This window comes from Zhongshania aliphaticivorans (assembly GCF_001586255.1).
Classification (GTDB): Bacteria; Pseudomonadota; Gammaproteobacteria; order Pseudomonadales; family Spongiibacteraceae; genus Spongiibacter; species Spongiibacter aliphaticivorans.
This window is the reverse complement of sequence record NZ_CP014544.1, coordinates 2,831,273-2,856,506: the sequence shown is the minus strand read 5'-3', so window position 1 is coordinate 2,856,506 and position 25,234 is coordinate 2,831,273. Positions and strand designations below refer to the sequence as shown.

The window sequence follows — 25,234 nt, the reverse complement described above, 5'->3', positions numbered from 1 at the left end:
GAGCCTAATAGTCAATCACGGAGTAGGATAATGCTGGCCGAGCAATCCGAAGTATTGGATTTTTTTAGGCGTCACCCGCCATTTGCAAATTTACCGGATGACGTGCTGGCTACGGTAGCTGCAAATGTTGAGGTCGCGTATTACCGGGCGCAGTCGGCTATTTTGGCCTTGGGGCAAGATAATCATCAATGGTATGTGATCCGCAGTGGTGCGGTTGAGGTTTTTCGACGAGACGGGCAACTTTATAATCGCTTAGGTGTAGGTGAATTTTTCGGCGAGCAAAGCTTAATGTTGAATCGCCCAGTTCGCTTTCCCGTGACAGCCCTAGAAGATACCTTGGTATACCTCATTAGTGACGAGACATTTAATTATTTATTCGATAATTTCGAGCATTTTGCTGACTTTGTTGAAGTGGAAGACCAGACGCGTTTGCGTCAATCTATTGCCAAAGGCGAAGACGACGACTCCTTGCTTACCGCTAAAATAAGCACTTTAATCACCACCTTACCCGTTACGGTGTCGAGCACCACGACCGTGCATCAGGCCGCGATTCGCATGACTGAGGAAAACGTATCCTCGTTGCTAATCACCCTTGACGAACAGGACTCGTCAGGGCGGCCAGCTCAGGTGGTTGGTATTGTTACCGACTTGGATATTCGCGGGCGCCTAGTGGCGATGGGCTTAAGCAGCGACATTCCCGTGGCTGATATTATGACCACCGAATTGATTTATGTGCAAAGTCATCAGTTTGTCTTCGACGCGATGATGCTAATGCTTAAATACAAGGTGCAGCATCTGCCCGTATTGAAAAAGGGCGTACCGGTTGGCTTGATTAGTCATCTTGATATTTTGCGTTACGAGTCGCAAAACAGCTTGTTTGTTGTCAAAAGTATTTTTAATGCCCAAAGTGTTGATGAGCTTGCCGTGCTTCTGCCAGAAGCTCAAGCCTGTTTCGCGCGCATGGTTCATCAGGACGCTAATTCCCAAATGATTGGGAGTGCGATGGCGGTGATAGGCCGCAGTTTTAAACAGCGCTTATGCGAGCTGGGCGAGGCGGAGTTGGGCGCCCCTCCCGTGCCTTATTGCTTTTTAGCCTTGGGCTCAATGGCGCGGGGTGAACAGCTTATTGTTACAGATCAAGACAACGCCCTTATTCTTGATAATAGCTTTGTCGCTGAGCAGCACGACGCGTATTTTAGCGCCTTGGCGAATTTTGTTAGTGACGGTTTGGCACGCTGTGGCTACAGTTATTGCACTGGCAATATAATGGCCAGCAACACGAAGTGGCGCCAACCTCTAGCCGTTTGGCAGCAATATTTTAATGAATGGGTTGAGAAACCCACCGCGGAGTCATTGCTACACAGCGCTATTTTCTTCGATTTAGAAGGCGTGTGGGGGCAGTGCCAATGGGCGGAAGAGTTGAATCAGTTGATTCGCCAAAAGGCGCAAACCAATGCGCGCTTTTTAGCTTGTATGGCCCGTAACGCCTTGCTCAGAACGCCGCCACTGGGTTTCTTTAAAGATTTTGTGATGGAAACCGATGGTCGCCAAACGAATTCAATCAATATGAAGCGTCGAGGTACCGGCCCCATTGCCGACCTTGTGCGTGTGCATACCTTGGCGGTGGGGTCGTCGGCGCGTAATACCTTTGAACGCCTAGAAGATATTATCGCAGCAGGGATATTACCCCCCGGTAGGGGCCTTGATTTGCGAGATGCACTGGAATTTATTGCGATGGTCAGAATTCGTCACCAAGCTTTGGATATTGAATTGAAGCGTGAGCCAGACAACAATATTGAGCCTGAGCATTTGTCGGACTTTGAACGGAAAAATCTTAAAGAAGCGTTTCAAATACTAAGCAATGCCCAGCGTTTTTTAAAATTCAGGTATCAGCCGGGTAGGATAAGTTGAGAGGCTTTTGTGTTTTATCTCGCTAAAAATCAACTTTCCGGTCAAGCCCAAGCGATGCCGCAGGGCAAGCGATTGGATTGGTCTAGTCGTTTTGCTTTTTTGGCTGAGGCGAGTAAACATCCAAGCTTAAAGGCTTTTTATCAACACGGCGTTGTTGCCGCGTCTACCCCAATTGCCGATGTGTCTTTGGTGGCTTTGGATTTTGAAACAACAGGCCTAGATCCGCGTCGCGACAGCATAGTTAGTATCGGTTTAGTGCCTATGACTATAAGTCGGATACGCTGCAACGGTGCAAGGCATTGGGTCATTAAACCAGAAACACGCCTGCATTCAAGCTCAGTCATGATTCATGGCATTACGCATTCTGTTGTAGAAGATGCCCCTGAGTTTTCCACCATTATTGATACTCTGCTCGCACATTTGCAGGGCAAGACAGTTGTTGTCCATTACAGCGCGATTGAGCGACGGTTTCTGCATGCGGCATTGATGCGCCATATCCAAGAAGGAATTGAATTCCCCGTTATCGATACGATGGAAATTGAAGCGAGATATACTCGTACCTGGCGGCAGACTTTGTGGAATGGCCTAATGGGGCGCCAGCCTAGCTCGATTCGTCTCACGGATAGCCGCACTCGCTATCATTTGCCCTATTATCGACAACATCATGCCTTAACTGATGCCTTAGCTTGCGGTGAGTTACTGCAAGCGCAATGCGCAACGCACTTTACGCCAAGTACTCCGCTCAGCGCATTATGGAGTTAAAACTATGGGCTATGGTGAATTACCTTAAATAGTGATTCAAACCTGCTCAGTGTTTGCATAGTATTCCTAGCTAATCAGTCAGTGATAAATTAGCGCGAAAGCGTATAGTGTGGATTCACTTAAATCTGTGCTGGCGTCCTATTTTAATTAAGGTAGGTTTAATCGGAATTTTAATAGCGATGGAGAAAATAATAGTGCGATTGGTATGTGTGATATTGGCCAGTGCTATCTTGGCAGCCTGCGGCGGCAGTTCAAATTCGGGTAGTTCAAACGCTGGCGGTGCGGCTGAGGCAGGTAGTTTGGCGTCGTGGCCAGCGTCTCAGCAGGGTGAAAATCCGCCGCCAGCGCCTGAACAGTTTGAGCCCATTGTCAGCAATGGCGATGAACTGGCTAGCATGCTGCCGGCTAATATCGCTAATCGCCTATTTGATCCCGTCGCCTTTGGGTACACCATAAACGATATTAGCGATCCGATTATTGTCGAGCACATGGTGCGCTCTACCTTTGCCCAGTTGCAAGATGGCTCACGTCTCCAGCACGCCTATCACTGGTATGGCCACCCTTATGAGAATGCCGAAGTCGCTTTAATCCCTGTCGAATTTCTGAATCGCTATGGCACTAAATTATATGGTGAAATTGTTTTGCCTTACGCGGCAAAAGGCAGTCCTAAAGAGGGGCCATTTCCCGTTATTTTTGCACTGCAGGGTTTGAATACCAATGTGGGTATGTACCGCTGGTGGCATCGTTTATTTGCGGACAATGGCTATATGGTGTTTGCCTTTGATTTTAGTGGCCAAGGTCATTCTGACGATGAGGTTGAAGGTGATCCCGGCAATAATTTACATGATGCTCAAGACGCGATGAATTATCTGTTTAAACAGTCGTCGGTTGCCAGTGTACTGAATGCAGAACAAGTAGGTGTCATCGGCCATAGCATGGGCGCAGGTGCGGTTCTGCGGGTTCAAGAGCAGGAGGCGGCAAACGCCACAGAGCCCAACCCGGTGCGCATTAAAGCTGGCGTGGCGGCTGCACCCGTGGGTGAGTCGGTGAGCGCGAGCCCGATTCCCATCATGATCCAGACCGGCGACCACGACGGCCCCATAGCCCCTATTCCATTTGCAAACCCGGCGGTGGTTAGGCCGCTTTACGATAGCCTTGCCAGTGATCGGGCATTTATTGTGGCGGAAGCTTCCAGTCACGGCCAGCACACCAATTACCCCTTAATACCCACCGCGACCTGGGGGCGGGAAATAGCTGCTAGCTACTCATTGGCTTGGATGAATTATTACTTGCGCGGTGACACCTCGGCATTGGCCATTTTAGAAGGCGGTCACCCGCATCTCTCTTATTTGCACGATAGTGCAACACGAATTAATGGTCTTGAAAAAAATTATCGTGGTAATGGCGTCGTGCCGGACCCGGCCGAGTTTCAATAAGGCATATGTTGGTACGTTAGCGTTAGCGGGTACTAAAACGATGGCGTGAATGACGCAGTGTTATTTCTTGAGTTTAACGCGCAGATATCTAGCGGCCCAGTATGACTGCGTGTGACAAAGAGCTCTGGCTGAGCTCTTTGTCTATAATATGAGATTTTTTCAGCTTATAGCGAATGCGTCAGACTTTGATTCCGTTACGGGGATGGGCTCCTGCCTACGCAGGAGCGACATTAAATTTAATGCCTACTACGCTACTACGATGTTATAGCTGTTGCTACGGAGTCATACCTGCGTAGGCAGGTATCCATATGAGCGCAGCGAATGCCCTTGGGGGCTACAAAGCCGAATAAATTCTAAGCCAGCAACTCCTTCAGCATTCCCTCATACATTAGTGACAATTTATCTAAGTCTTCGGCCTTAACGCATTCATCCACTTTATGGATGGTGGCATTTACGGGGCCGAGTTCAACTACCTGCGCGCCAGTGGGGGCGATAAAACGCCCATCGGAGGTGCCGCCAGCGGTGGATAGAATGGTGTCTTTACCCGTCACTGCTTTAATGGCGTGTTGTGCCGCCTCCACCAGAGGGCCTTCTGAGGTGAGGAAGGGTTGGCCGCTCAAATTCCAGTCAATGTGGTAATCCACCCCGTGACTGTCGAGTATGGCGTGGGTGCGGTCTTTTAATATCTCAGCGGTGAGTTCGGTGGAAAAACGGAAGTTAAAAATCACTTCCAGCTCGCCGGGAATCACATTGGTGGCGCCGGTGCCGCCATTGATATTGGAAATTTGAAAAGAAGTGGCGGGGAAGAAGTCATTGCCCTCGTCCCACTGCTCAGCGGCCAAGGCGGCCAGCGCAGGGGCCGCTTGGTGAATGGGGTTGTTCGCCAAATGTGGGTAGGCAACATGGCCTTGAATACCTTTTACCGTCATCACTGCGCCTAATGAACCGCGACGACCGTTTTTAATGACATCGCCAACGTGGTCAGTAGAAGAGGGCTCGCCCACCAAGCACCAGGTGATTTTTTCATTTTGCTGTTCTAGCCACTCAACCACCTTTACGGTGCCGTTGACTGCGGGGCCTTCTTCGTCGCTGGTGATTAAAAAGGCGATGCGGCCGCTGTGGTCTGGGTGGGCGGCAACAAAGTTCTCACAGGCGGTAATCATCGCCGCGAGACTGCCCTTCATGTCGGCGGCGCCACGGCCCCGCAGCATGCCATCTTGAATAACGGCTTCAAAGGGCTGGGTTTGCCAATTTGCCGCTGGGCCGGTGGGCACCACGTCGGTATGACCTGCAAAACAGAATATTGGCCCGCTAGTGCCGTGCACTGCCCAAAAATTGTCAACATCGCCAAAGCGCAGCGACTGGCACTCAAAGCCAATCGCGCTCAGGCGCGCCATCATAATGGTTTGGCAGTCGGCGTCGGCAGGCGTTACCGAGGGGCGTTCAATGAGTTCGCAGGCCAGTTGCAAGGTGGGGGAGAGCGCTGTCATAGGGTGTCGACTTCTGTAGCGTAAATAGGTGTTGCGGCGGGCGCAGATGTAAGCGGCGTATTCTAACAGAACTTTGCTGACTGACCGAATCACTCACTGGCGGGGGAATTGAGTGGAAATGTCATAGAGCCCATTTTCTGGCTTGGTTAAGATGGCTTATCTGGTCGCGCTTACGCCACGCGGCTGCAGTTTAGTCAGTGCATACAAATAACAGAGGAAGGCTTATGAGCATGGATTTGGATATTGCGGTTGGCGCCGCCGAATTTGACTTTGCCGATCAGGATATTCCCCAGCGGCTGCGTCACTGGGCGCGAGTTAAGCCGGATCATCCGTTTATGATTTGGGAACCGCGCTCCGGCGAGGACAAGCGTTGGACCTATAGCGCCTTTGATGCTGAGACAAGCCGCATTGCGGCGGGCTTGTATGCCAAGGGCGTACGCAAGCACGACAAAATCATGATTCACGCGGAGAATTGCCCGGAAATGGTTTTGGCATGGTATGCCTGTGCCAAAATCGGGGCTGTTGGTGTCACCACCAATACCCGCTCGGTGGGTGGCGAAATCACCTACTTTGCCGGCCACACCGAAGCGGTGGGTGCAATTACGCAGCCCAAGTTTTACGACGAAATAAAGGCCCACGCCAAAGAGCTGAAGTGGATTGTGGTTACCGACGATAATTCCGGCGAGGCGGCGGACGCGCCAAGTGGCGGCGATAAATTCGGCAGTCTGTATGGCGATGCGGCAAGCCTGCCGACACGTGCTGCAGAACCGATGTTACCTGCCGGCATTATGTTTACGTCGGGAACGACCTCGCTACCTAAGGCGGTGGTGCATACCCATGCCAATGCGCTGTGGTCGGGCACCATGGGTTCCAGCAGCATGGGAATGAATGGCGACAGCGTCTACCTTGGCTTTTTACCGTTCTTCCATGTTAACTGCCAAAGCTGGGCATTCTGGGGTTCGCTAGGGGTGGGCGGCACGGCAGTGTTAATGCCCAAGTTTTCTGCCAGCCGGTTTTGGGCAGTGATTGAGAAATACCAAGTATCTCACTGTTCTATGATTCCCTTTGTCTTTAAGGCGATTGGTATGGAGGCGGTGCCGGAGCAACACAGCTTAAAGGTCATGCCAATGGGCATTATCTGGAAAGACATTGAAGGCTGGCTTAAGGCCAAGTCATTTGCCAGCTGGGGTATGACTGAAACCGTTACCCACGCAACGCGATCTGATTTTGTCAGTGACTGGCCCCAGGGTTCTATCGGTAAACCGACACCGGGCTATCATCTTGCGGTTGTGAATCCAGAGACCGGTGCTACCTGTAAAAAAGGCGAAATCGGCGAGCTGTGGGTGCAGGGTACACGGGGTGTGAACTTGTTTTTGGAATACTATAAAAATCCCGAGGCCATGGCCAAAGCGTTTACACCTAACGGCTGGTTTAAAACCGGCGATATGGTGCATGTCGGCGACGAAGGTAACTTCTATTTCAGCGACCGCGATAAAGACGCTTTAAAAGTGGGGGGCGAAAATGTCTCTTCGCGTCAGGTTGAAGAAGTGTGTATGCAAGTGCCTGGTGGTGGTATTGGCGAAGTTGCTGTTGTTGCAAAAGCCCACGACATGTTAGACATGGTGCCAGTGGCGTTTGTAATTAAAGGTTGGGGCGCGCCCGAAGATAATGCGGTGTTCGCACAAACTATTATCGACCACTGCAAGGCGAATTTGGCCGATTTTAAAGTGCCGCGCGCCGTGTATATTGTTGATGAATTTCCCCGTGCAACCTTAGATAAAGTGGCTAAAAACCTCTTGCGGGAAATGGCTGACGAGATGCCTGCCGTGTAGTCTTAGGCTTAGGTCATTCTGCTAATAAAGGTCGCATTGCGGCCTTTATTTTTTAAAGCTGTCATAAAACCATCCCTAAAATGTCATTTCTTCCCTATAGCATTCTCTTTGCCGCTGAGCAGGTGGCTTGTAGGCTAAATTGTTAAGGGGTTGAGGTATGGATCGTTATATAAAGCAACACGGCACCCATTCTAATCAATATCAGCAAAGCTTGAGAGCGGAGATCTCTCGGCAGGTCGATGAGTTTTTAAACGGCGGCGGGAAAATAGAACAGTTAAACGGGCCGCAGTTTCAGCCTCATCGTGCGGTTCGCATCAGTAATGCGTTAATTACCGAAGCGGTATAAAACTCAGCAAGATTGAATAATAAGAAAGCGCTGCTAAGCCCTGCCGCTAGGTGGGCTTAGCCAGCGCCTTTTGCTGTCTCCGTGTTTTAAGACTTAGTAATAGTGCCTTAAAAGATGAGCAGGCAGGCTCTGGCCGCCATAATAATTAGCGCGATCGAGGTTATGAAAAACAGGCTGAAGCGCACCATAACCACGTTGCTTGTTGCGTGAACAAGGCTGTGTACAATACGGCCGCCAACATAAAACCATGCCAGCATTAGGTTAAAACCTTCTCCCGCGCCGAGCAGCGCTAAGACGATGGCGGTTGCATAGAAAATGGTCGGTTGTTCCATCAGGTGGTTGTAGTTGTCGGCCTTCCACTGAATATGGGGCGGCATTTGTTTGCCCAGGTCGCTAGTGCGTTGGCCAGCATCGCGGCCCAGTTTAAGCTTTGGGATTGCGGGTAGGCGGGTCACTGCCATCCAAATCATCATGACAAAGCTCCACATGACCAAAACCATAATGGGCGCGAGAATTGCTGAGGGTTCAAACATAGTGATTTCCTTCTTATTAAAGTCACGAGTTTAGGTAAAAAGGTATTGTCGCCTGAGTTACAGGTCAATAACAATATCGCGGCAACAATAGCTTGGGAAATGGGGTAAATATACTAAGCCCGTGAGGGCTTGCTTAGTGAACTTTGCGTTCGCTAGCCGTGCCCTTGCGCTTGCCTTTGGGGCTGGCAAGTTCAAACTCGATCCAATTCATATTATTGCCGGGCAAATAGCCGACACTGCGAAGTTTGTCGCGAATTAACTGCTTTAAGGCTAAGCCCTCTGGGCTGCTGCTTAGCGTCTTAAGGTCCGCATCGGCATCAAATACACAGCGCACGGTCAAGCTTTGCTGGATGTTACTGTAGTCCAATTCATGGCTGAGCCAGCGGAAATCGGCAATGGTGCTTAAGGCTTCATCACAGGCTTGGGTTAACACCTCTATGATGTCGTTTTCAGCTTTTTTGTCTTTTTTGCGCATAGTTCAGCTTAATCTTGGCGAGGATGGCCGCCCAGTATAGGGGAAATGCCGATGGCGAGCTAAAATTCCAGGTGCAGGCCTTAATAGCACTTAGTTCGCTATTGATGGTCTGAGCTGTGATAGCGATTTTTTCGACGTTCAATGAGGTTGGATCATTATGAAAATAACAGCGATGTTAGGCATTATTATGGCTTCTGGTTTACTGCTGGCGACAACGCCAGCCATGGCCAAACAAGAGGGTAAGTCACTGCCACCGGGCTTACAGAAAAAGGTCGCGGAGGGCCGTTCTCTGCCACCAGGTTGGCAGAAGAAGTTAGCGGTGGGCCACCATTTGGATCGCGATATATACAGCCATGGCCATATAATCGAGCCAATTGATAACTACGGCTATGTCACTGTTGAAATCGAAGATCGGCGTCTGCGCTTGCTTGCGGCAACCTTAGAAATTATCGAAATATTGAACTAAGCGTCTAGGCACAGCTAGCCGATTAAACGAGGTGGTACATGAATACTCACGGCAAACTCAATTATGTCGAACTAGCGGCGGCGGATATTGAGGCCACCAAAGCCTTTTTTAGCAAGGCCTTTGGCTGGTCTTTTACCGACTACGGTGCAGATTATACCGCGTTTGCCGATGAAGGCTTAGATGGTGGCTTTTACCGTGCGCCACTAAGTGCCAAAGTGGAAAACGGCAGTGCTTTGCTGGTATTTTACAGTGCGACCCTAGAAGAAACCCGCAACGAGGTGGTGCGGGCTGGTGGGATTATTCTAAAAGAAATTTATGACTTTCCCGGCGGTCGCCGTTTTCATTTTGCTGAACCCAGTGGCAATGAATTTGCGGTGTGGTCCGAGCCAGCCTAGCTTACGATGGCCTGAGGTGTTCAGGCCTTTTCGCCCAGCCACTCCGTTTTGACTGCCTTGTTGGCATAGACTTCGTCCACCCATTCAGGGTGCTTGTACAAAATTCGTAAATCTTTATAACGCCACACGTCCTGCGCCAATTCTACCCAGCCGTGAGTCTGTAAATACCAGGGGTTATAGGGCTTAGCTGGCATGTGCGTAACACCGTATTTGATTTCTCCGGCATCGGCCTCGTCGCGGAAGGTGTTGAATATTTTATCCCAGAAGATAAAAATGCCACCGAAGTTGCGGTCGATCTGCGCAGGGTTACTGCCGTGGTGAACGCGGTGATGAGACGGGGTGTTCATGACTTTTTCGACAAAGCCCAATCTACCTACTTGCTCGGTGTGTAAAAAGAACTGATAGAGTAAGTTACCTTCAATTGCCAATAGCACCCAGTCCTTGTCAAAACCGACTAAGGCGGCGGGCAGCCACCACAATACCCAGGTGCCCGACAGGGCAAAAGTAAAGTTTTGGCGCAGTGCGGTTGAAAAGTTCATGTGCTCGGAGGAGTGGTGGGTTATATGGCCGCTCCAAAACCAGCGCACTTTGTGCATCATGACGTGATTTACATAAAAGCAAAAATCGATAAACACAATGAGCGCCGCAATACTCAATACCGACGCCTCGGGTTGCCACTGCAAACCCCACTCGTAAACGCTTAGGTAAAAAGCCTGAATGAACAGTGCGATGGCAATACCGTCGACCACCTTATAGGACAGGCCCGCGGTCAAGTTGGCCAGCGTCTCGCGGGGGTGGTAAACCCCGGTTTGGCCGGTTTTACGCACATAGAGGTATTCCGCGCCAATAATCGCGAGAAAGAGAGCGCCAAAGGCCGTGACAAAAAACAGGGCGTGGAAAACGTCTTGCATGAGAAAGCCTCGTTAATAAGCAAACAGCAGAGTACATGATCGCTGGAGTGTTAAGAATAGGCGGTCTGGACGGAAATAAATTGACTAAGCCAGACACCTTTTTGACATTTCCTGCCATTGTGCCGATGATGTGGACTATTCAGAGTAAATAGTGGGAGTGCGACGGGTGGCGGCATTACAACTAGCAGAATTGCAGGTCAGCGGCGATTTGGCCGGTTTGCTTCGCGATTTTATGCGCAGCGAAGGCGATATTCACTGCGAATTATATGCCCAGCTGCAAAGCTTTAGCCCCAGTAGTCGGATTAGCTTTGGTCAATGGTGGGCTTTATTAGATCGTCTGCAACAGCGTTTTCCTCGTCGGCATATTGGTTTGGACTTAGGCCAGCGCGTACAGCCCGCCCATTTGGGCATGTTGGGCTATTTGACCCTCGCCAGCGATACGGTGGCCGAAGCGCTACTGGAGTTTCAGCGCTATCAAGGCCTGCTGCACGACGGCGACAAGGCCAGCATTGAATTGCAGGGCGAGCGCATGGTCTTGAGTTGGAGCGCAAATTACGGGCCGTCTACCCGCTTGTCGGACGAGGTGCTGGTAGGCGGATTACTGCGCTTTTTGCGGCTAATGACTGGCCGGCCCGACCTGCGCCCTCTGGCGGTGAATTTTACCTTTGCGCAGCCCGACGATGGCCAAGCCTATATCGACGTTTTTGGCGCGCCGGTGGGCTTTGCGCAAAGCTGTACCGCATTGGAATTTCCCACGGCGTATTTAGATTTGCCGGTAAGTAATAGCGACCCCGGCTTGAAATTACTATTAGAGCGTCAGGCGCAAGCGGCACTCGCCGTGCTGCCCGATAGTGAAGGGTTTATTCAAGGCCTGCGCAAAGCGCTGCTGCGGGCCATGCAAAGTGGTCGCGCAAATTCTGCGCAGGTCGCCGCGACTCTGAATATGTCGGAGCGCACCTTGTTTCGACGCCTTAGTGAGCAGGGTTTGAGCTTTAAGGTGATCTTGGCGCAAACCCGCACGCAGTTAGCACAGGAGTATCTGCGGGATAAGCGGCTAACCTTAAGTGAAATAGCGCTATTATTAGGCTATTCAGAACAAAGCGCATTTAATCGCGCATTTAAGCGGGAAACCGGTTTGTCTCCGCGGCGTTATCAGCAACAAATCTCGACTTAAGGTGCGTGCCCGGCATTAAACTGCTCGCGCAGTGCTTCGATGCGTTTGCGATTAACCCCAAAATCGTAATAGCCAATGCGTGATGCGCTGCGCACATCGACGCGATTTTCATTTGGGCTATAGCGCAATTCAATATCATCTTTGTAGCGCATAATTGCACTGTGACTCACCGCGTGGAGGTATTGGGCTTGGCGCTCGACGGCCTCGGTGCGGGGCATGGCTAAGAGTGTTGTTTGCAGCCGCTGCCACTCCTGAGCTGAATTAACCGAAATGGCGGCAATGTGTTTACTGTCAGTTGCTAAGCTGGATACACAGTGTGGGGCGCTGGGGCAGGGAGCGAATTGCGTGCTGGCCTGGCTTTTCATCGGGGCATTGCTACAGGCAGTTAGTGCGCTGACACCAATGACTATTAAAAAACGAAACATGTGCGCTCTCCTGTGCGCTCTTTAAAAGAGCCTTGCATAAGTGATTGAAGACCCAGGCTCTACGTTAACACTGTCATTTTAGAGCTTGGGTATTCTCATGTTTTTTGTCTAGCAGCGCTTAATCAGTTGTACGTCAACATTGCTGGTGGCGTCAGAAAACCACACCGAGCCTTCGTCGATTGTGCACTGTAGTTTCATGGTGCGCTGAGCCATGGCGGTGAGCACGGCGGAGTCTTCTGGGTTCACTTCAATGACCCGAACATTGCCGTAACGATCAATTTTAGCGCCGTGTTCGTCCCACCACATTTGTGCCGTGCGGCCGCCGTAAATTAACAGTACAACTTGTTTGGCAATACCCCGGGCCTTGCGCATGCGCTTTTCGCTGGGCAGGCCGAGTTCGATCCACAGGTCTATTTCGCCGGTGAGCGACTTAAGCCATAAATCGGGTTCGTCGTCAGTGCTCAGGCCTTTGGTAAACTCCAGATGCTCATCGGCATAGAGCGCAAAGGCGAGGATTCGCAGCATCATGCGTTCATCGGTTTCTGAGGGGTGGCGTGCCACCGTAAACTGATGGGTTTGATAATAGTGACGACGAATATCACTGACATCGAGGGTGGTTTTGAACAGCGTGGCATTTAAGGCCATGGTCTAACTCGCGGTATTTCAGGAGGCCTTATTCTACGCTGATTTGCGCTTAAAAGGCGGCTAAACCAATAATTACCAGGGCATAACGCACGCCTTTGCCGATGCCGACTAAGATGAAAAAAGCGGGGGCGGGTACCTTCATCATACCGCCAACAACGGTGAGGGCGTCGCCGCCAATGGGCATCCACGACATGAGTAAGGTCCATTTACCGTAGCGGGTAAACCAGTTTTGGGCGCGCTGAATATCGGCTTTGCGGGCCGGAAACCACCGCCGGTCAGCGTATTGCACAAGTTTTGCGCCCATCCACCAATTCACGCCGGCGCCCAAGGTATTGCCGGTGGTGGCGGCTAGCCATAGCCAGCCGGGGTGCAGGCCTTCGCGCAACTGGCTTACCAATAAAATCTCAGAGTAAAAGGGCAGCAGGGTGGCGGCGCCAAAGGCAACCGCAAACAAGAGTAGATAAGAGGAAATCACAGGCAGGCGCTCGCAACTAAGTGGCGAAACAAATGCAATTGCCGTAATTGAAATGGCAGGTATTCCGGATGCCATTGCACACCGATGCGGCAGGGGTGCTCAGGGTCTTCTACTGCTTGAATAATATAGTCGGCGTCCCGGCCCGCAACCCGCAAATCCTGGCCTAGGTCTTTGATTGCTTGGTGGTGGAGGCTATTTATTTTGCACTGCTCTTTGCCAAGAATATCGAAAAGCTTGCTATAGGTTTCTAGGTGCAGGGTTTTGCGTGGTAGCAGCATGCGCTTATTCGAGGTAAGGCGGCGCATTTCGCTGAGGTCGCTATGCAAGGTACCTCCTAGCACCACATTTAATAATTGCGCGCCACGACAGATACCCAAAATAGGTAAATTACGGCTGAGGCTGAGTTCCAAGGCGATCATTTCAAAGCGGTCACGGGCGCGATTGATTGGCGCAATTTCGGGTGCGTCGGGCAGGTAAAGGCGCTGATCAATATCATCGCCGCCACTAATAATAATACCGTCCAGATTTTTGGGTATAGCGCTGTGGCTGGGGGTGAGGCGATAGGCCTCTGCGCCACAGCGCTGTAGCGCTAGGCGAATAAACCACCAAGCCAGCGGCAGGCGCGTGTCGTCGCCGGTAACGCCAATTAATGGTCGACTCACAGCAGCTCCGGTATCAACCATTGGCTAACGCTGTGCGACCAATTGGTGAATAAATTGGCGGTTGGGTTATCTAAATAATTGCGGTAAGCCCGACACACCGTTTCGAGGCGGGCTTTGTCCATGGCCAAATTGTCCACTTGCAGCCAGTCTCGGTAGGGATGAATTAAGCCCCATTGTGGATCGTCAATTAAACTATTAGGCAGGCGATAGTGCAGGGTCGGCCGCGCTTTCACGCGGTCGTCATCCACTTTGGCGCGCAGCCGTGGCTCGTCGATATGGGCGAACAGGGGCAGCATATCCAAGGCGCGGTTGCGGGTAGGATTAAACTCCAAGTAATCGTCAATTAGCTCTTCGATTGTAGGTTCATAGCTGGGCTTGAGAATCTTGCGTATATAGTCTTTGCCAAAGGGGTCGACATAGGAGGTTAGGCGGCGACTGAAGTCGACATCGCAGCGCATTTTTAACCACTCGTACAAACATAAAAAGGCGCGCAAATAATTGAGAATAGTGGCGGCCTCGCAATCTGGCATCTCGGGGTTGAGCTGTAGGCCAAAGGCGTTTTTAGCCGAGGCGTGGGTGCCTTGGGCATCGCTATTACGCAGCGTCAGAAAAAGGTCTTCTAGCTGCCATAAGTCCGTCATGTCGATTGGCGGCGCGACAACTTCAAAGGGTACTAGCTGTTTGGCGATAGCGCCCACAATGGCCTCGGCCAATTCTTCGAGGTCGTTGCTGTCGGCAGATTCATGGCGCTCGCGGCTGATACGCTTGATGTATGAAAAATCCAGTTCAACACCAAATTGACCCAGCGACGTCTCCACAACATTAATCTCGTAATCAGAAAGGGCCTCGGCGCGGCCGCCGTACTGATTAATAATGCTGTCGACAATGGCGTCTATTTCCATCCCGGTAAATTCAATTTCTACCCCAAGGCGACGCACGTCGCCAGCACGGGTGTGCAGTTGCATAGGTAGCGGCCAAAGTTGCTTGCGATAGGCATCTAAGGGCTTAGTCATTGGTATTCCCTATAATATGGGCGATGGGGAGCAGGCGCTCTGTGTGTTGGCAAACAACCTGGAAAAGCGTGAGTAGCGGCACGGCCAGTAATACGCCAGGTGCCCCCCACAGCCAGCCCCAGAAAAAAATCCACAGAAACACCACAATCGGATTGAGGCTGAAGCGGAAGCCGTGCACAAAGGGGTCGACAAACTGGCCAATGCCAGCGGTAAACAGCCCATAACTCACCGGCACCACGATCATGGCTGCGGCGGTCGGGTAGCTCACCGCGCTTACTATGCTCAACAGAATCAAGGTCATACTGACCCCAAGATAGGGGATATAGCGCAGCAGTGCCGCTACTGCGCCCCACAACGCGGGGTCAGGAAAATCTAGCACATATAATGCAAGCGCCGTTATGCAGCCTACTGACACATTGACGGCGGTAATCGTCATTAAATAACGCGACATCTGCGTTTGGGCGCGCTCGGCTATACGGGTGACCACGGCTTTGTCGCGCTGGGCGGGTAGGCTGTGAATAAAGCGCCGCATTAAAGCTTCCCCAGACGTTAGCAGGAAGAATAAGAGAATAATACTCAGGGTGCCGTAAACCCCAAAATTCTTTGCGGTTTCGCCCAGTTCTGAGCGCCAGCCCGCATCGCTAATCACTACCTTGGTTAAGCCGGGGCTGCCGGGGGTGGTGCTGAGCTCTTTGGCGAGCGAGTCGATGCTGCGGGTGGCCGCGTCAACGTCGGGGCTGTCGGCATTGACGTTGCTGAGTTGCTCGCGAACTATTTCAACGGCCTCTGGTACGCGCTGGAGCCATTGGCTGGCGGGTTTGGCAAGAGCGTAAATGCCAGCACCGGCTATGCCTAGGCAAACGCCCATCACCAGCAGTGCCGCGAGGCTGCGCGGTAGGCGCAAGGCCTGTAAGCGACTTACGGCGGGGCTTAATAGCAGCGAGAAAATGAGCGCCAAGGTAATTGGCAGCATGACATCCCTAGCCACTTGTAATGTGTAGAGTATGGCCAGAATAGCAATGATTTTAAGCGGCCAATCAGCCGGTTTTTGGGGCATGGTTTCCACGGGAGGTTTATTCCCTAGCGTTGGTATAGGCATTTAAGGGCGAAATTAGCGCGGGTCGCGAGGACCGGCAAACCACCAGATGGCTAGGCCTAGCACGGGTAAAAACAGGATTAAAACTATCCATAATAACTTGGTGGCGGAGCTTTCTTTGCTTTGCACAATATTGAGAATGGCCCAAATATCGGCGATAAAAATAAGAAACCCGAGTACACCAGTGATCTGAAGGTCCATGTTTTTCCCCGTTTGAAACGTAAAAACTGCCGCTGAGTGATCAATAACAGCCGATGGTGACAACGCAGGCTTAGAGTCGCTTTGCCGCTAGGAGTTCACTGTTTTCAATCAGCGCCGTCAAGCGCAAGGCAAATCACATTGGCAATAAGCCTGCATCGCGCTGTTGTTATAAGGTATAGCAGCTTTGTTAAAAAGATGCGTTCCGAGATAAGAAACTTGAATTTGCCATAGCGAGAGTCCGATTGTCCTCGCGCTATGTTCTGGGGATTTAGTTGCCGTTAAGCGACGCAGATTATGTTTGCTGTCTGCCTATAGTCCGTGTTGCGTCTGAATTATTTTTTTAGAACCTGCGGGCAGACTGAACGCCACACCATCTTCGCCAATGGTGTAATTTTTAAATATTTTGTCTGCGCCATTCAGGTAAAGCGCTTTTTGCCCAGGAATCACGAGTGGCGGCACAATATGGTAATACACTAAGTGCCCAACGTTCGCATCTCGGGCGGTTTCTGCGGCTTCGATGGGGCTGGCGTGATAATTCAAGATGTCATGTGTTATATGCTCCATAACGGTATTGCCGGTCTTATGGGCGACTTCGTTCATCATGGTAACTAAGTTGGGCGCTAGCGCTTCGTGCACCAGTAGGTCGATATTCTTCGCAAATTTTTCAATGTTGGCTGATTTTACGGTGTCGCCGCTAATTAGCAGTGTGCGTCCTTTATAGCTAAAGCGGTAAGCAACTGCAGGGTCAATTGGGGCGTGGTTAACGGCCAAGGCTTCAATGGTCAAATGCTCATCTGCAAGAAGCACCGTAAGTTCACCCTGCGCTGGTTTGCTAAAGCCTTGCGCCATAAGCCCAGCGCCGCTCATTGGCGCGACGACGTCGCCGTGGTGGGCGTGGCGGTAAAGGGCATCTTGGCTGTAGCTGAGATTGAAACCGTCGACGACATTGTCGACGCCTTCGGGGCCATAAACGCGCAGTGGCGATGCGTTTGCGCCGCTCGCCCAGCGCAGCGTAGCCATTTCACCTAAACCGTCGATGTGATCGGAGTGAAAGTGAGTGAGGAAAACCGCTTCAAGCTGGTTAATCGGGTAGCCCATGCGCGCAATATTTCTAACGCCATCGGTGCCCGCATCAACAACAAACATACGCTCGCCAGCAATAACGAGTACGCAGGGGCCAGACGCATTGGGCGCTGGCATCGGTCCGCCTGCGCCGCAAAGCGCAAGATGCAGGCCGTCGTCGAGTTCAGCGAGGGTATTGGCCGACATGCGCGCTGTGATGCCTTTTTCAAGAATCAGTTTGCTCAGGCCCGAGGGCATGCAGCCAGTAAGTGCGAAAAGAAATAGCAGGCTTATTAATTTATTGTATTTTTTCATTATCTATTCCGGCATCAATTGGCGTTTATTCATATTAGAATACTTGTAATGGCATTGTGAGTGTCAATACTTGCGGGTAACATGTCATTTGTAAAGAAAGGAGTCAATGGCCGACTTATGTGCTGTGTTAAAAGTTGCTTTTCGACTGAATAATAATGATTGTCGCGCTATAACGTGACAGTGGATGAAAGAGGTCGACCATGTCTGAAAATTTTAAAAATCAGGGCGGCGTATCAAGCTCTGAACCGAGCCGACTATATCGCTGGCTGACCTCAAAACTGTTTATGTCAAGGCTTGCGAGTTTGCGCTACCAAGCTAAACTGCGCGCTAAATTTGAGCGCCGTCGTCATAGCGCTGGCTCTCCACATATTGTGGAATATTTTCATCAAGTTGATGATGGCTACAGCCACCTCAGCGCGCAGTTATTGTCGGCAATCAGTAAGCGCTACGACGTGACGGTGGTCTGCCATTTGGTATCCGCGTCACAAGACGCAAATGCCCCTGAGCCCCAATTGCTGAGTGATCTTGCTCGGCAAGATGCCATTCACATTGCGCCACACTACGGTTTGCATTTTCCCCATGGCAACACCCAGCCGCCTAAGGCGCTTGTGGATCAAGCGCAGGCGATACTGGCTAGGCAAACTGCGCAGGGGTTTATTGATTGCCTCGTTGAGGTGAGCACAGCGCTATGGAATCACGATCAGACGACGCTGGCCGCCCTTGCTGAGAGGCTAGGCGCTGCAAGCCCTGAAGTCACCGCGGCGCGTATTCAGCAGGGTAATGCGCAACGCGCTGTGCTCGGTCATTATTCCGGCGCGATGTTTTACTATGGCAAGGAGTGGTATTGGGGTGTTGACCGTCTCTACCATTTAGAAGCCCGACTGGCGACGCTAGGAGTCGATAAGCAGCCAGATGCCGCGCCGTTAGCACCACGTAAAGCGGTAGAAATCGGCGAGCTAAAAGATAATGGCTCGCTGACCTTTGAAATTTACCCCTCTTTGCGCAGCCCTTATACCGCCATCATCTTTGATCGGGCACTAAAACTGGCCGCAGACAGTGGCGTTAAGCTTGTAGTGCGGCCGGTATTGCCAATGGTCATGCGCGGTGTTCCGGCAACGCGAGTCAAGGGGGCTTATATTATGACTGATTGCGGTCGTGAGGCGCGGGCGAGCGGCGTGCCATTCGGCCCTATTTACGACCCTATTGGTGACCCAGTGCGGCGCTGTTACGCAATCTATCCCTGGGCGTGTGAGCAGGGCAAGGGCAATGCTCTGCTCTCCAGCTTTTTGCGGTTGGCCTTTGCGGAAGGGGTGAATACTAATAAATTGAGTGGTTTGCAGGAGGTTGTTGAGCAGGCGGGACTGGACTGGCAGATGGCTAAGGAGCAATTGGCGGATACGCGCTGGGAAGCGATGGTCGAACAAAATCGGCTGGCTATGTACGAGGCTGGTTTATGGGGCGTGCCGAGTTTTCGTTTGTTAGATAAGGACGGTAATCAAGTGATGGCGCTGTGGGGTCAAGATCGCCTTTGGTTATTTAGCCGCGAAATTCAGCGCTTGCTCAAGGCTGGCTGAGTTTCGCCGCGCTTGTCACGGCGCGGCGAATCCCTTGCTTGTTTAAAGCGTTAGACCACCGTCAACAACAATGCATTCGCCGGTGGTATAGCTGCTGGCGTTGGATGCCAAATACAGCACGGTGCCGGCCATTTCCTGTGGTTCGGCGTGGCGACGCATGGGGATTTTTTCCATGGCGGCTTCGTATATTTTATCGTGAGTAAAGAGTGCGCTGGCGAACTTGGTTTTTGTTAAACCGGGCAATATCGCGTTGCAGCGGATATTGTGTTTCGCGCATTCTTTGGCAAAGGTCTTGGTCATATTGACCACGGCGGCCTTGGTAATAGAGTAAATGCCCTGCATATCACCGGGCTGTAGCGCGTTGACCGATGCGGTGTTAATAATGACGCCACCGCCATTGTCGCGCATGATTTTGCCGCCTTCGACGCTCATAAAGAAATAGCCGCGTATATTTACGTCTACCGTTTTATTGTAAGCCGCCAAGTCGGTATCGAGCACGTCGCCGAAGTAGGGGTTGGCGGCAGCGTTATTCACTAGGATATCGAGCTTGCCATGTTGCTTACGAATTGTTTGAAAAATATCGGCAATTTGTTCCATATCACCAACGTGGCAGGCCAAGGCTTCCGCGCGGTGACCTGCGGCAATAATACTATTGGCGACGGTGTGACAGTCGTCAATTTTACGGCTAGAGACAATAACATGGGCACCTTGCTCGGCCAAAAGTCGGGCAATGGCTTCGCCGATGCCACGGCTTGCGCCGGTAACCAGCGCCACTTTTCCAGTTAAATCAAACAGATTAGTGCTCATATTATATGATCCTTGTTTTACGATGAGGGCTTACACCTTACGACCAAATATTGCTAGTCGAGGTGTTTAAGCGCTTTGGGTCAGGTTTAGTAGCAGGCCGTTAATTATCTCTATACAGGTTTTGACGCTTAGGCCCTGATGTTCTCTAAGCCGGTGCCACATCTCAAAAGAGGCAATAGCATCTATGGCTTCGCGTTGTGACGAGGCAATGGTCTTGAGTTCGGGTAGCCAGTTATCAAGATCTTTGCGCAGGCCTTTTTGCACGCGGGCGTAGTTTTGCTGTAGTACTTCAAGGCGCCAGCGCTGGGCAGTCGTCGCTAAGATTATATTGTAGTTTTGCTCGTAGACCTCGGCGTGACGCTCCACCGCATGCAGAATACGCTCCTCAAGTGTGCCGCTGCGGTCGGCGTCGAGCATGGCCGCTTCGTATTGCCCGCGAATACTTTCATCAACTGCTTGGGCGAGGGCGCCCATGTCTTCAAAGTGGCGAAAAAAGGTGCGAATGCCGACGTTGGCGCGGTCGGTAATTTGTTGAGCCGTCGCGATCAGTACGCCTTCTTCGATTAATTCGAGGGCGGCATTAATGATGGCGCTGCGGCTGCGCTCGGTGCGTTGACGGCGGCCATCACTTTCTACTGGTGTTGCGTCTTTAGGCATAATTAATCGCTTAGCGAGTATGATTGTTGGAGCCGCGATAGGCGCAATGAGACGCTGTATTACTACGCGGGCTTTGAATTTAGGGCATTGTAACTAGTGGCATTGTTACTGTCTATTTGACTGAGGTATGCCACTAGTTTACCGGGTGCCTATTTTTGTAAGAGCTTATTTGCGTTGTCGGTAAATTTCTTTTGGGCGTCTTTGTCTTCTAATAAATTATCGAGACTAAACGGCACTTCAATGCCTTTTTGCATGCCGGGCTGCTCGCCCATGGTATTTAGCCAGCGTCCTAAATGATCGAGGCCGTCGATAGATACCCCAGACCATTTGTGGGTGCGTACCCAGCACCAATTGGCGATATCGGCTATTGAGTAATCTTTGGCAAGCCATTGGTTTTCGCTCAGGCGTTTGTCTAATACTTCGAATAAGCGGCGACTTTCATTTTGGTAGCGATCAATTGCCGCAGGTATTTTTTCAGGGAAATAGCGAAAAAATACATTCGCTTGGCCCATCATTGGCCCTACGCCGCCCATTTGAAACATAAGCCATTGCATGACCATTGCACGGCCTTTAGCGTCTGTTGGCAGTAAGCGTCCCGCCTTTTCGGCGAGGTGAATCATAATGGCGCCAGATTCAAAAATCGGGAAGTCGCCCAAGTCGCGGTCGACAATGGCGGGAATTCGCCCGTTAGGATTAATTGCTAAAAATTCCGGCTTTTTCTGTTCGCCCTCGGTGATGTTTACAAAATGGGTATTGTATTCAAAACCAAGCGCTTCCAAGGTGCAGGAGGCTTTGTGACCGTTGGGGGTGGGGGCGGTATAAAGGTCGATCATTATTGTGACTCCAAAATTGCGGGTAAATAACTTTTAGCTAAAATAATGGCGCTGCGCGTTTATTTTGCCGTGCAAACTGAGTGGAGGGGGTTACCCCACACTTCTAGATGATTGTGACGCTCAACGCGCCGTGTTACTCGCAGTGTGAGTAAGTCAGCTAAGCCGCAGGCTTTGAAAGCGTTTTGGATGAGGGCTTTATCTGTCTGCGGCGCCGAGTCAAAATGATCCTGCAAATTTTGTAATAAATAAAAGCGATATGGCAGTACCGCGGTGCGTAGCTTTATGCCCCGCCATGCAAATTCGGCATTGCCTATAAAGCGTTGGCTGGGCTTGTCGCAGCCATTGCTGCCTGATTTAAGATCTGGCCTTTCGGCAAGCCAGTTGTTGGTGAATTGAATATGTGCGGACATCTCAGGTAGGAAGTCCACGGCGATGTAATGCATTAGCGATTTGAGGGTATCTGGCAGTTCATTGTCGACTTCAAATTCCGCTTGGTCTGCACAGTGGTCTGCCCAGTTATTCTCTGGGGCATTCATCCGCTCTACCCAGCGCGCCACCAGCGGTGCATGCTGACGCATCAATTGGCCTGGCTTAGGGTCGCGGTACAAGTGAGCGTAGAGCGGCGCCATAAGCGCGTAGTCGCCCAGCGTCGGCTTAGCGCCGAGTAAATAGGGGTGTTGCCGCAAATGGGCTGAGAATAGATCTAAAAATTCGCGGTAGGAAGATTCAACAAGCGGCGCGCTATTTTCATTTACCCCAAAGGAAAGCGCGGCCTTGCGCATGAGGCCACTGCTGAAGTCAAAAATCTGTTGGTAGCTGGCATCGTCGGTGCCAGGTGGCGCCAAGCAAGCGAATTCTGAATGGAGGTAGTGTAAATTCACATCGTCAAAACTCCAGCGATAATGCATGGCGGGGCGGAGTAAACCCTCACCACCGTATAACTCAAAAAGATGGGCAACAGCTTGTAATAGCGGTGTTTTCGGCAGGCTTGGCGATAAGCTTGCGTGCACGTTTTCGAGGTAGCGAATAATGTCTGCGCTGTCTTGAATAATCTCGCCGTTAGGCGCTTCAAGTACGGGCATAATCATTCGCCCTAGCTGCGGAATAATGTTTTTTTGGTAGTACGGATCAGATACCGCATACTCCACAAAGTCGATTTTTTGCTTGCGCAAGTAGCTACGCGCTTTCGCGGTATACAGCGAGGCGGGGATGCCGTAAAGCTTATAAGGTGTACTCATGCTTGCGCCTTGTGAGCGATAATCGTCGCTGGAAAATAACATTGTGGCACATTCTGTGTCAATATAATGCGGGAGCGATGGCCGCTACCGCTTCAGCGCCGTTAAAAGCGAATTAACAATACGTTTATGGCATCTATCTGCAGTGACTATAGTGGTGCTAAGTTCGAGTGCGACAAAGCGACTGTCGCGTACAGAGGAAAAGGTCTGTTGAATACCCCTTGGTTACGATTAAAAATATTGTGTCTTTTCGCTATTTTATACGCGCCCTTGGCCGTGGCCGATAGCGCTTGTGGGGCTTGCCATGCAAAAGAAGTCGCACTCTGGGAACAGTCCCACCACGCCAAGGCCATGTTGCCCGCGACGCAGGAAACCGTTGCGGGGGTGTTTGACGGCTCAGTTACCCGCTATAAGGACTTAGCGTTTCGCTTTACGATTGGCGAACTCGGTTATCAAGTGAGTATCGGTGAGGGCGCAACAGCCGAAACCTATGCTATCGACTACGTATTTGGTTTCACGCCCCTGCAACAATATCTTGCGCGTTTGCCAAGAGGCCGCTACCAGGCGATTCCCGTTGCCTGGGATACGCGACCACAATCTGCAGGCGGCCAGCGCTGGTATGCGCTGGAATCCGATCTTAACTGGGATCACCCTGGTTTTACTTGGAATACCTCCTGCGCGAGCTGCCACTCCACCAATTTAGTAAAGGCTTATGATCCGGCCAGCGATAGTTTCGCAACGCGCTTTGATGAAGTGAATGTGTCCTGCGCGGCCTGTCATGGCGACGCAAAAGCACACCTCGCTTGGGCGGCTGGCGCTAAGCCAAATACGCTAAATGCTGGTTTTGCCGCCAGTTTAAAAGATGGGGGGCAGTGGGCTTGGCATCAAGACCAAGCCATCGCCAGTCGTGAATCGCCGCCGGTGGGCGCGCAGCTTTCAAGCTGCGCCCAATGCCACACTCGCAGTGAGCAAATTGGCAGCTGGCATCCTAAGGCTGAGCTCTTTGACCATGTTAGTCCGGTTTTACCGCACCAGCCCTTTTACTACCAAGACGGCCAAATTCGCGATGAAGTCTTTGAGCTAGGTTCATTCCTGCAGAGCCGTATGCATGCCGCAGGCGTCGTGTGCAGCAATTGCCACGAGCCCCACAGCGCGAAACTGCGAGCCGAGGGCGATGGCGTGTGCATGCAATGCCACAAGGCCGATACCTTTGCCGTGCCCAGCCATCACCGCCACCAGACTGGCTCGGCGGGTTGTGTTGACTGCCATATGCCGGCAACCGTGTATATGGGCGTTGATGCGCGTCGGGATCACCGCTTTGTGATTCCTGATCCGGCTTTAAGTAAATCATTGGGCAGTCCCGATGCCTGCCGCAGCTGCCATGCTGAAATGCCAATGGCGAAGTTGTCGGAGCGCTTACCCAAAGTCACGAGTCCATCGCAGAAAAAGACTCGGGACTTTGCCACATTGGCGGACGGCGGGGTGGCAAATATGGCACTTTACCAAAGCATTGTTGATACCTTGTCGCCAATACGTGAGGCCAGTTTATTAGCGCAGCTGTCACCCTACGACTATGCCCAGCAAAATGTGTTGCTCAGCAAACTTCAAAGCCCATCACCGCTGGTGAGAGCAGCTGGCGTTCGGGCATTTGCGCAAGCGCCAAGTGCGGAGCGCTGGCGCCGCCTGTCCGCGCTATTGGCAGACAACAGTAAAATGGTGCGAATGGAATTGGCTCCGGTGCTGGCCGGTACCGCACCCGCGCAGCTGAGTCAAGCGCAGTCGGCTCAGCTGGCAGCGCTGTTTACGGAGTATGAGTCGCTGATGAACACCCACCTGGACAGCCCCCAAATTGCCGCTAATTTTGCCAACTACCAATTAGCGCGAGGGCGTCTGGCGGAAGCCGCTGAGCTATATCAGCAGGCTATTAAGTTGGATGCGGCGTTTGTGTACCCGTATCTGCAACTGGCCATGCTGACAAGGGGCAGTGATGCGGAATTGAGTTGGTTGCAAGAGGCTCAGCAGGCAGATGTTAAATCTGCGGATGCGGCGTACCAACTTGGCTTGTATTGGGTTCGGGCAAAAGATTATGCGCGGGCGCTGGCCGGTTTAAAGCAGGCTTTTGATCTCGCACCCCATCGCCCTGAGTTCGCCTATGGCTATGCGGTTGCTTTGGAAAATCGCGGGCAACTCGACGAGGCCATTACCGTGTTAAAGACCGTCGCGAGTCGAGGCCATGCCTCGCCCTTAACGAGCGATTTGCTATCGCTTTACCTGCAAAAGCGCAGTGGTCGCGACGCCGGAAACGCCCTAATCAAATAGTGACGGATGATAAATTAGACGCTCGCCTCTGGGCGGATTTCTAGGGGTGTTTACAGTACTTGAATAAAATGACACTATAAGTGCCATAATAATGCTGTCGCTGTTTTAATTTAACGCCAAGCGTGGAGCAGATAGTCCTAAGTCACCAGTTCAAACTAAGGTTTAGTGGCATAGCACTGTTCGA

Annotated in this window: 26 protein-coding genes; 10 read left to right on the top strand and 16 right to left on the bottom strand. The window is 51.5% G+C overall.

The window, feature by feature from the left end; translation table 11 throughout:
* The first annotated feature begins 30 nt into the window (after positions 1-30).
* From AZF00_RS12730 to AZF00_RS12720, 3 genes are all read left to right on the top strand, one after another.
* Complete coding sequence (locus tag AZF00_RS12730; protein ID WP_008248783.1) at positions 31-1,911, top strand: DUF294 nucleotidyltransferase-like domain-containing protein; 1,881 nt, start codon at positions 31-33, stop codon at positions 1,909-1,911.
* Positions 1,912-1,920: 9 nt separating this feature from the next.
* The gene (locus tag AZF00_RS12725; RefSeq protein WP_008248785.1) at positions 1,921-2,673 is read left to right on the top strand and encodes a 3'-5' exonuclease; all 753 of its coding nucleotides are present in this window, start codon (positions 1,921-1,923) and stop codon (positions 2,671-2,673) included.
* 194 nt (positions 2,674-2,867) lie between these two features.
* Complete coding sequence (locus AZF00_RS12720; protein ID WP_197465653.1) at positions 2,868-4,109, top strand: alpha/beta hydrolase family protein; 1,242 nt, start codon at positions 2,868-2,870, stop codon at positions 4,107-4,109.
* Positions 4,110-4,462: 353 nt separating this feature from the next.
* Here AZF00_RS12720 and dapE read toward each other — a convergent pair whose 3' ends face one another.
* On the bottom strand, positions 4,463-5,599 hold the full coding sequence (gene dapE, locus AZF00_RS12715; RefSeq protein WP_008248789.1) for a succinyl-diaminopimelate desuccinylase: 1,137 nt from the start codon (positions 5,597-5,599) through the stop codon (positions 4,463-4,465).
* Positions 5,600-5,823: 224 nt separating this feature from the next.
* Here dapE and AZF00_RS12710 point away from each other — a divergent pair, with 224 nt between their 5' ends.
* Both AZF00_RS12710 and AZF00_RS12705 read left to right on the top strand, forming a co-directional pair.
* Complete coding sequence (locus AZF00_RS12710) at positions 5,824-7,431, top strand: class I adenylate-forming enzyme family protein (protein WP_008248790.1); 1,608 nt, start codon at positions 5,824-5,826, stop codon at positions 7,429-7,431.
* Positions 7,432-7,588: 157 nt separating this feature from the next.
* Positions 7,589-7,777: a hypothetical protein gene (locus AZF00_RS12705; protein WP_008248792.1), complete on the top strand. Its 189-nt coding sequence runs from the start codon at positions 7,589-7,591 to the stop codon at positions 7,775-7,777.
* Positions 7,778-7,884: 107 nt separating this feature from the next.
* On the opposite strand, the gene AZF00_RS12700 is transcribed toward AZF00_RS12705, so the two are convergent.
* Positions 7,885-8,310 (bottom strand): MAPEG family protein, encoded by a 426-nt coding sequence (locus tag AZF00_RS12700; protein ID WP_008248794.1) that lies wholly within the window; start codon positions 8,308-8,310, stop codon positions 7,885-7,887.
* A 133-nt stretch (positions 8,311-8,443) separates the two neighbouring features.
* Positions 8,444-8,785 (bottom strand): hypothetical protein, encoded by a 342-nt coding sequence (locus AZF00_RS12695; protein WP_062383889.1) that lies wholly within the window; start codon positions 8,783-8,785, stop codon positions 8,444-8,446.
* Between the two features lie 157 nt (positions 8,786-8,942).
* Between AZF00_RS12695 and AZF00_RS12690 the strand changes: the two genes are divergently transcribed.
* A complete protein-coding gene (locus tag AZF00_RS12690) occupies positions 8,943-9,251 on the top strand; it encodes a hypothetical protein (RefSeq protein WP_008248798.1) in 309 nt (102 codons plus the stop codon).
* 38 nt (positions 9,252-9,289) lie between these two features.
* Positions 9,290-9,646, top strand: coding sequence for a VOC family protein (locus AZF00_RS12685; RefSeq protein ID WP_062383886.1), 357 nt, complete (start codon positions 9,290-9,292; stop codon positions 9,644-9,646).
* A 20-nt stretch (positions 9,647-9,666) separates the two neighbouring features.
* On the opposite strand, the gene AZF00_RS12680 is transcribed toward AZF00_RS12685, so the two are convergent.
* Positions 9,667-10,557, bottom strand: a complete 891-nt coding sequence (locus AZF00_RS12680) for a sterol desaturase family protein (protein ID WP_062383883.1) — start codon at positions 10,555-10,557, stop codon at positions 9,667-9,669.
* Positions 10,558-10,723: 166 nt separating this feature from the next.
* Between AZF00_RS12680 and AZF00_RS12675 the strand changes: the two genes are divergently transcribed.
* A complete protein-coding gene (locus tag AZF00_RS12675; protein WP_062383880.1) occupies positions 10,724-11,731 on the top strand; it encodes an AraC family transcriptional regulator in 1,008 nt (335 codons plus the stop codon).
* Here the strand turns inward: AZF00_RS12675 and AZF00_RS12670 are convergent.
* The 8 genes from AZF00_RS12670 to AZF00_RS12635 all read right to left on the bottom strand — a co-directional run bounded on the left by AZF00_RS12670 (position 11,728) and on the right by AZF00_RS12635 (position 17,625).
* A complete protein-coding gene (locus AZF00_RS12670) occupies positions 11,728-12,156 on the bottom strand; it encodes a DUF1499 domain-containing protein (protein ID WP_062383877.1) in 429 nt (142 codons plus the stop codon). The genes AZF00_RS12675 and AZF00_RS12670 overlap by 4 nt on opposite strands.
* A 108-nt stretch (positions 12,157-12,264) precedes the next feature.
* A complete protein-coding gene (locus tag AZF00_RS12665; protein WP_062383873.1) occupies positions 12,265-12,801 on the bottom strand; it encodes a YaeQ family protein in 537 nt (178 codons plus the stop codon).
* 49 nt (positions 12,802-12,850) lie between these two features.
* Positions 12,851-13,276 (bottom strand): YqaA family protein, encoded by a 426-nt coding sequence (locus AZF00_RS12660; protein WP_008248804.1) that lies wholly within the window; start codon positions 13,274-13,276, stop codon positions 12,851-12,853.
* Positions 13,273-13,938 carry a gamma-glutamyl-gamma-aminobutyrate hydrolase family protein gene (locus AZF00_RS12655; protein WP_008248805.1) on the bottom strand — a complete coding sequence of 222 codons (666 nt, stop codon included), beginning with the start codon at positions 13,936-13,938 and terminating at the stop codon, positions 13,273-13,275. Before AZF00_RS12655 ends, AZF00_RS12660 begins: the two co-directional genes overlap by 4 nt.
* Complete coding sequence (locus AZF00_RS12650; protein ID WP_008248807.1) at positions 13,935-14,951, bottom strand: amidoligase family protein; 1,017 nt, start codon at positions 14,949-14,951, stop codon at positions 13,935-13,937. The genes AZF00_RS12655 and AZF00_RS12650 overlap by 4 nt, the downstream gene beginning before the upstream one ends.
* Complete coding sequence (locus tag AZF00_RS12645; RefSeq protein ID WP_231856217.1) at positions 14,944-16,008, bottom strand: AI-2E family transporter; 1,065 nt, start codon at positions 16,006-16,008, stop codon at positions 14,944-14,946. The genes AZF00_RS12650 and AZF00_RS12645 overlap by 8 nt, the downstream gene beginning before the upstream one ends.
* A 54-nt stretch (positions 16,009-16,062) precedes the next feature.
* On the bottom strand, positions 16,063-16,248 hold the full coding sequence (locus tag AZF00_RS12640; RefSeq protein ID WP_008248811.1) for a PLD nuclease N-terminal domain-containing protein: 186 nt from the start codon (positions 16,246-16,248) through the stop codon (positions 16,063-16,065).
* 309 nt (positions 16,249-16,557) lie between these two features.
* On the bottom strand, positions 16,558-17,625 hold the full coding sequence (locus AZF00_RS12635; RefSeq protein ID WP_062383864.1) for an MBL fold metallo-hydrolase: 1,068 nt from the start codon (positions 17,623-17,625) through the stop codon (positions 16,558-16,560).
* Positions 17,626-17,825: 200 nt separating this feature from the next.
* Between AZF00_RS12635 and AZF00_RS12630 the strand changes: the two genes are divergently transcribed.
* Complete coding sequence (locus tag AZF00_RS12630; RefSeq protein ID WP_062383862.1) at positions 17,826-19,199, top strand: DsbA family protein; 1,374 nt, start codon at positions 17,826-17,828, stop codon at positions 19,197-19,199.
* Between the two features lie 42 nt (positions 19,200-19,241).
* Here AZF00_RS12630 and AZF00_RS12625 read toward each other — a convergent pair whose 3' ends face one another.
* The 4 genes from AZF00_RS12625 to AZF00_RS12610 all read right to left on the bottom strand — a co-directional run bounded on the left by AZF00_RS12625 (position 19,242) and on the right by AZF00_RS12610 (position 22,734).
* On the bottom strand, positions 19,242-20,006 hold the full coding sequence (locus AZF00_RS12625) for an SDR family oxidoreductase (RefSeq protein WP_062383859.1): 765 nt from the start codon (positions 20,004-20,006) through the stop codon (positions 19,242-19,244).
* 66 nt (positions 20,007-20,072) lie between these two features.
* Positions 20,073-20,663, bottom strand: coding sequence for a TetR/AcrR family transcriptional regulator (locus tag AZF00_RS12620; protein ID WP_008248819.1), 591 nt, complete (start codon positions 20,661-20,663; stop codon positions 20,073-20,075).
* Between the two features lie 149 nt (positions 20,664-20,812).
* Positions 20,813-21,496, bottom strand: coding sequence for a glutathione S-transferase family protein (locus tag AZF00_RS12615; RefSeq protein WP_008248820.1), 684 nt, complete (start codon positions 21,494-21,496; stop codon positions 20,813-20,815).
* 59 nt (positions 21,497-21,555) lie between these two features.
* Positions 21,556-22,734 carry a glutathione S-transferase family protein gene (locus AZF00_RS12610; protein WP_040803346.1) on the bottom strand — a complete coding sequence of 393 codons (1,179 nt, stop codon included), beginning with the start codon at positions 22,732-22,734 and terminating at the stop codon, positions 21,556-21,558.
* Between the two features lie 207 nt (positions 22,735-22,941).
* On the opposite strand from AZF00_RS12610, the gene AZF00_RS12605 reads away from it, so the two are divergent.
* Positions 22,942-25,050, top strand: a complete 2,109-nt coding sequence (locus tag AZF00_RS12605) for a tetratricopeptide repeat protein (protein ID WP_008248823.1) — start codon at positions 22,942-22,944, stop codon at positions 25,048-25,050.
* Positions 25,051-25,234 lie beyond the last annotated feature (184 nt).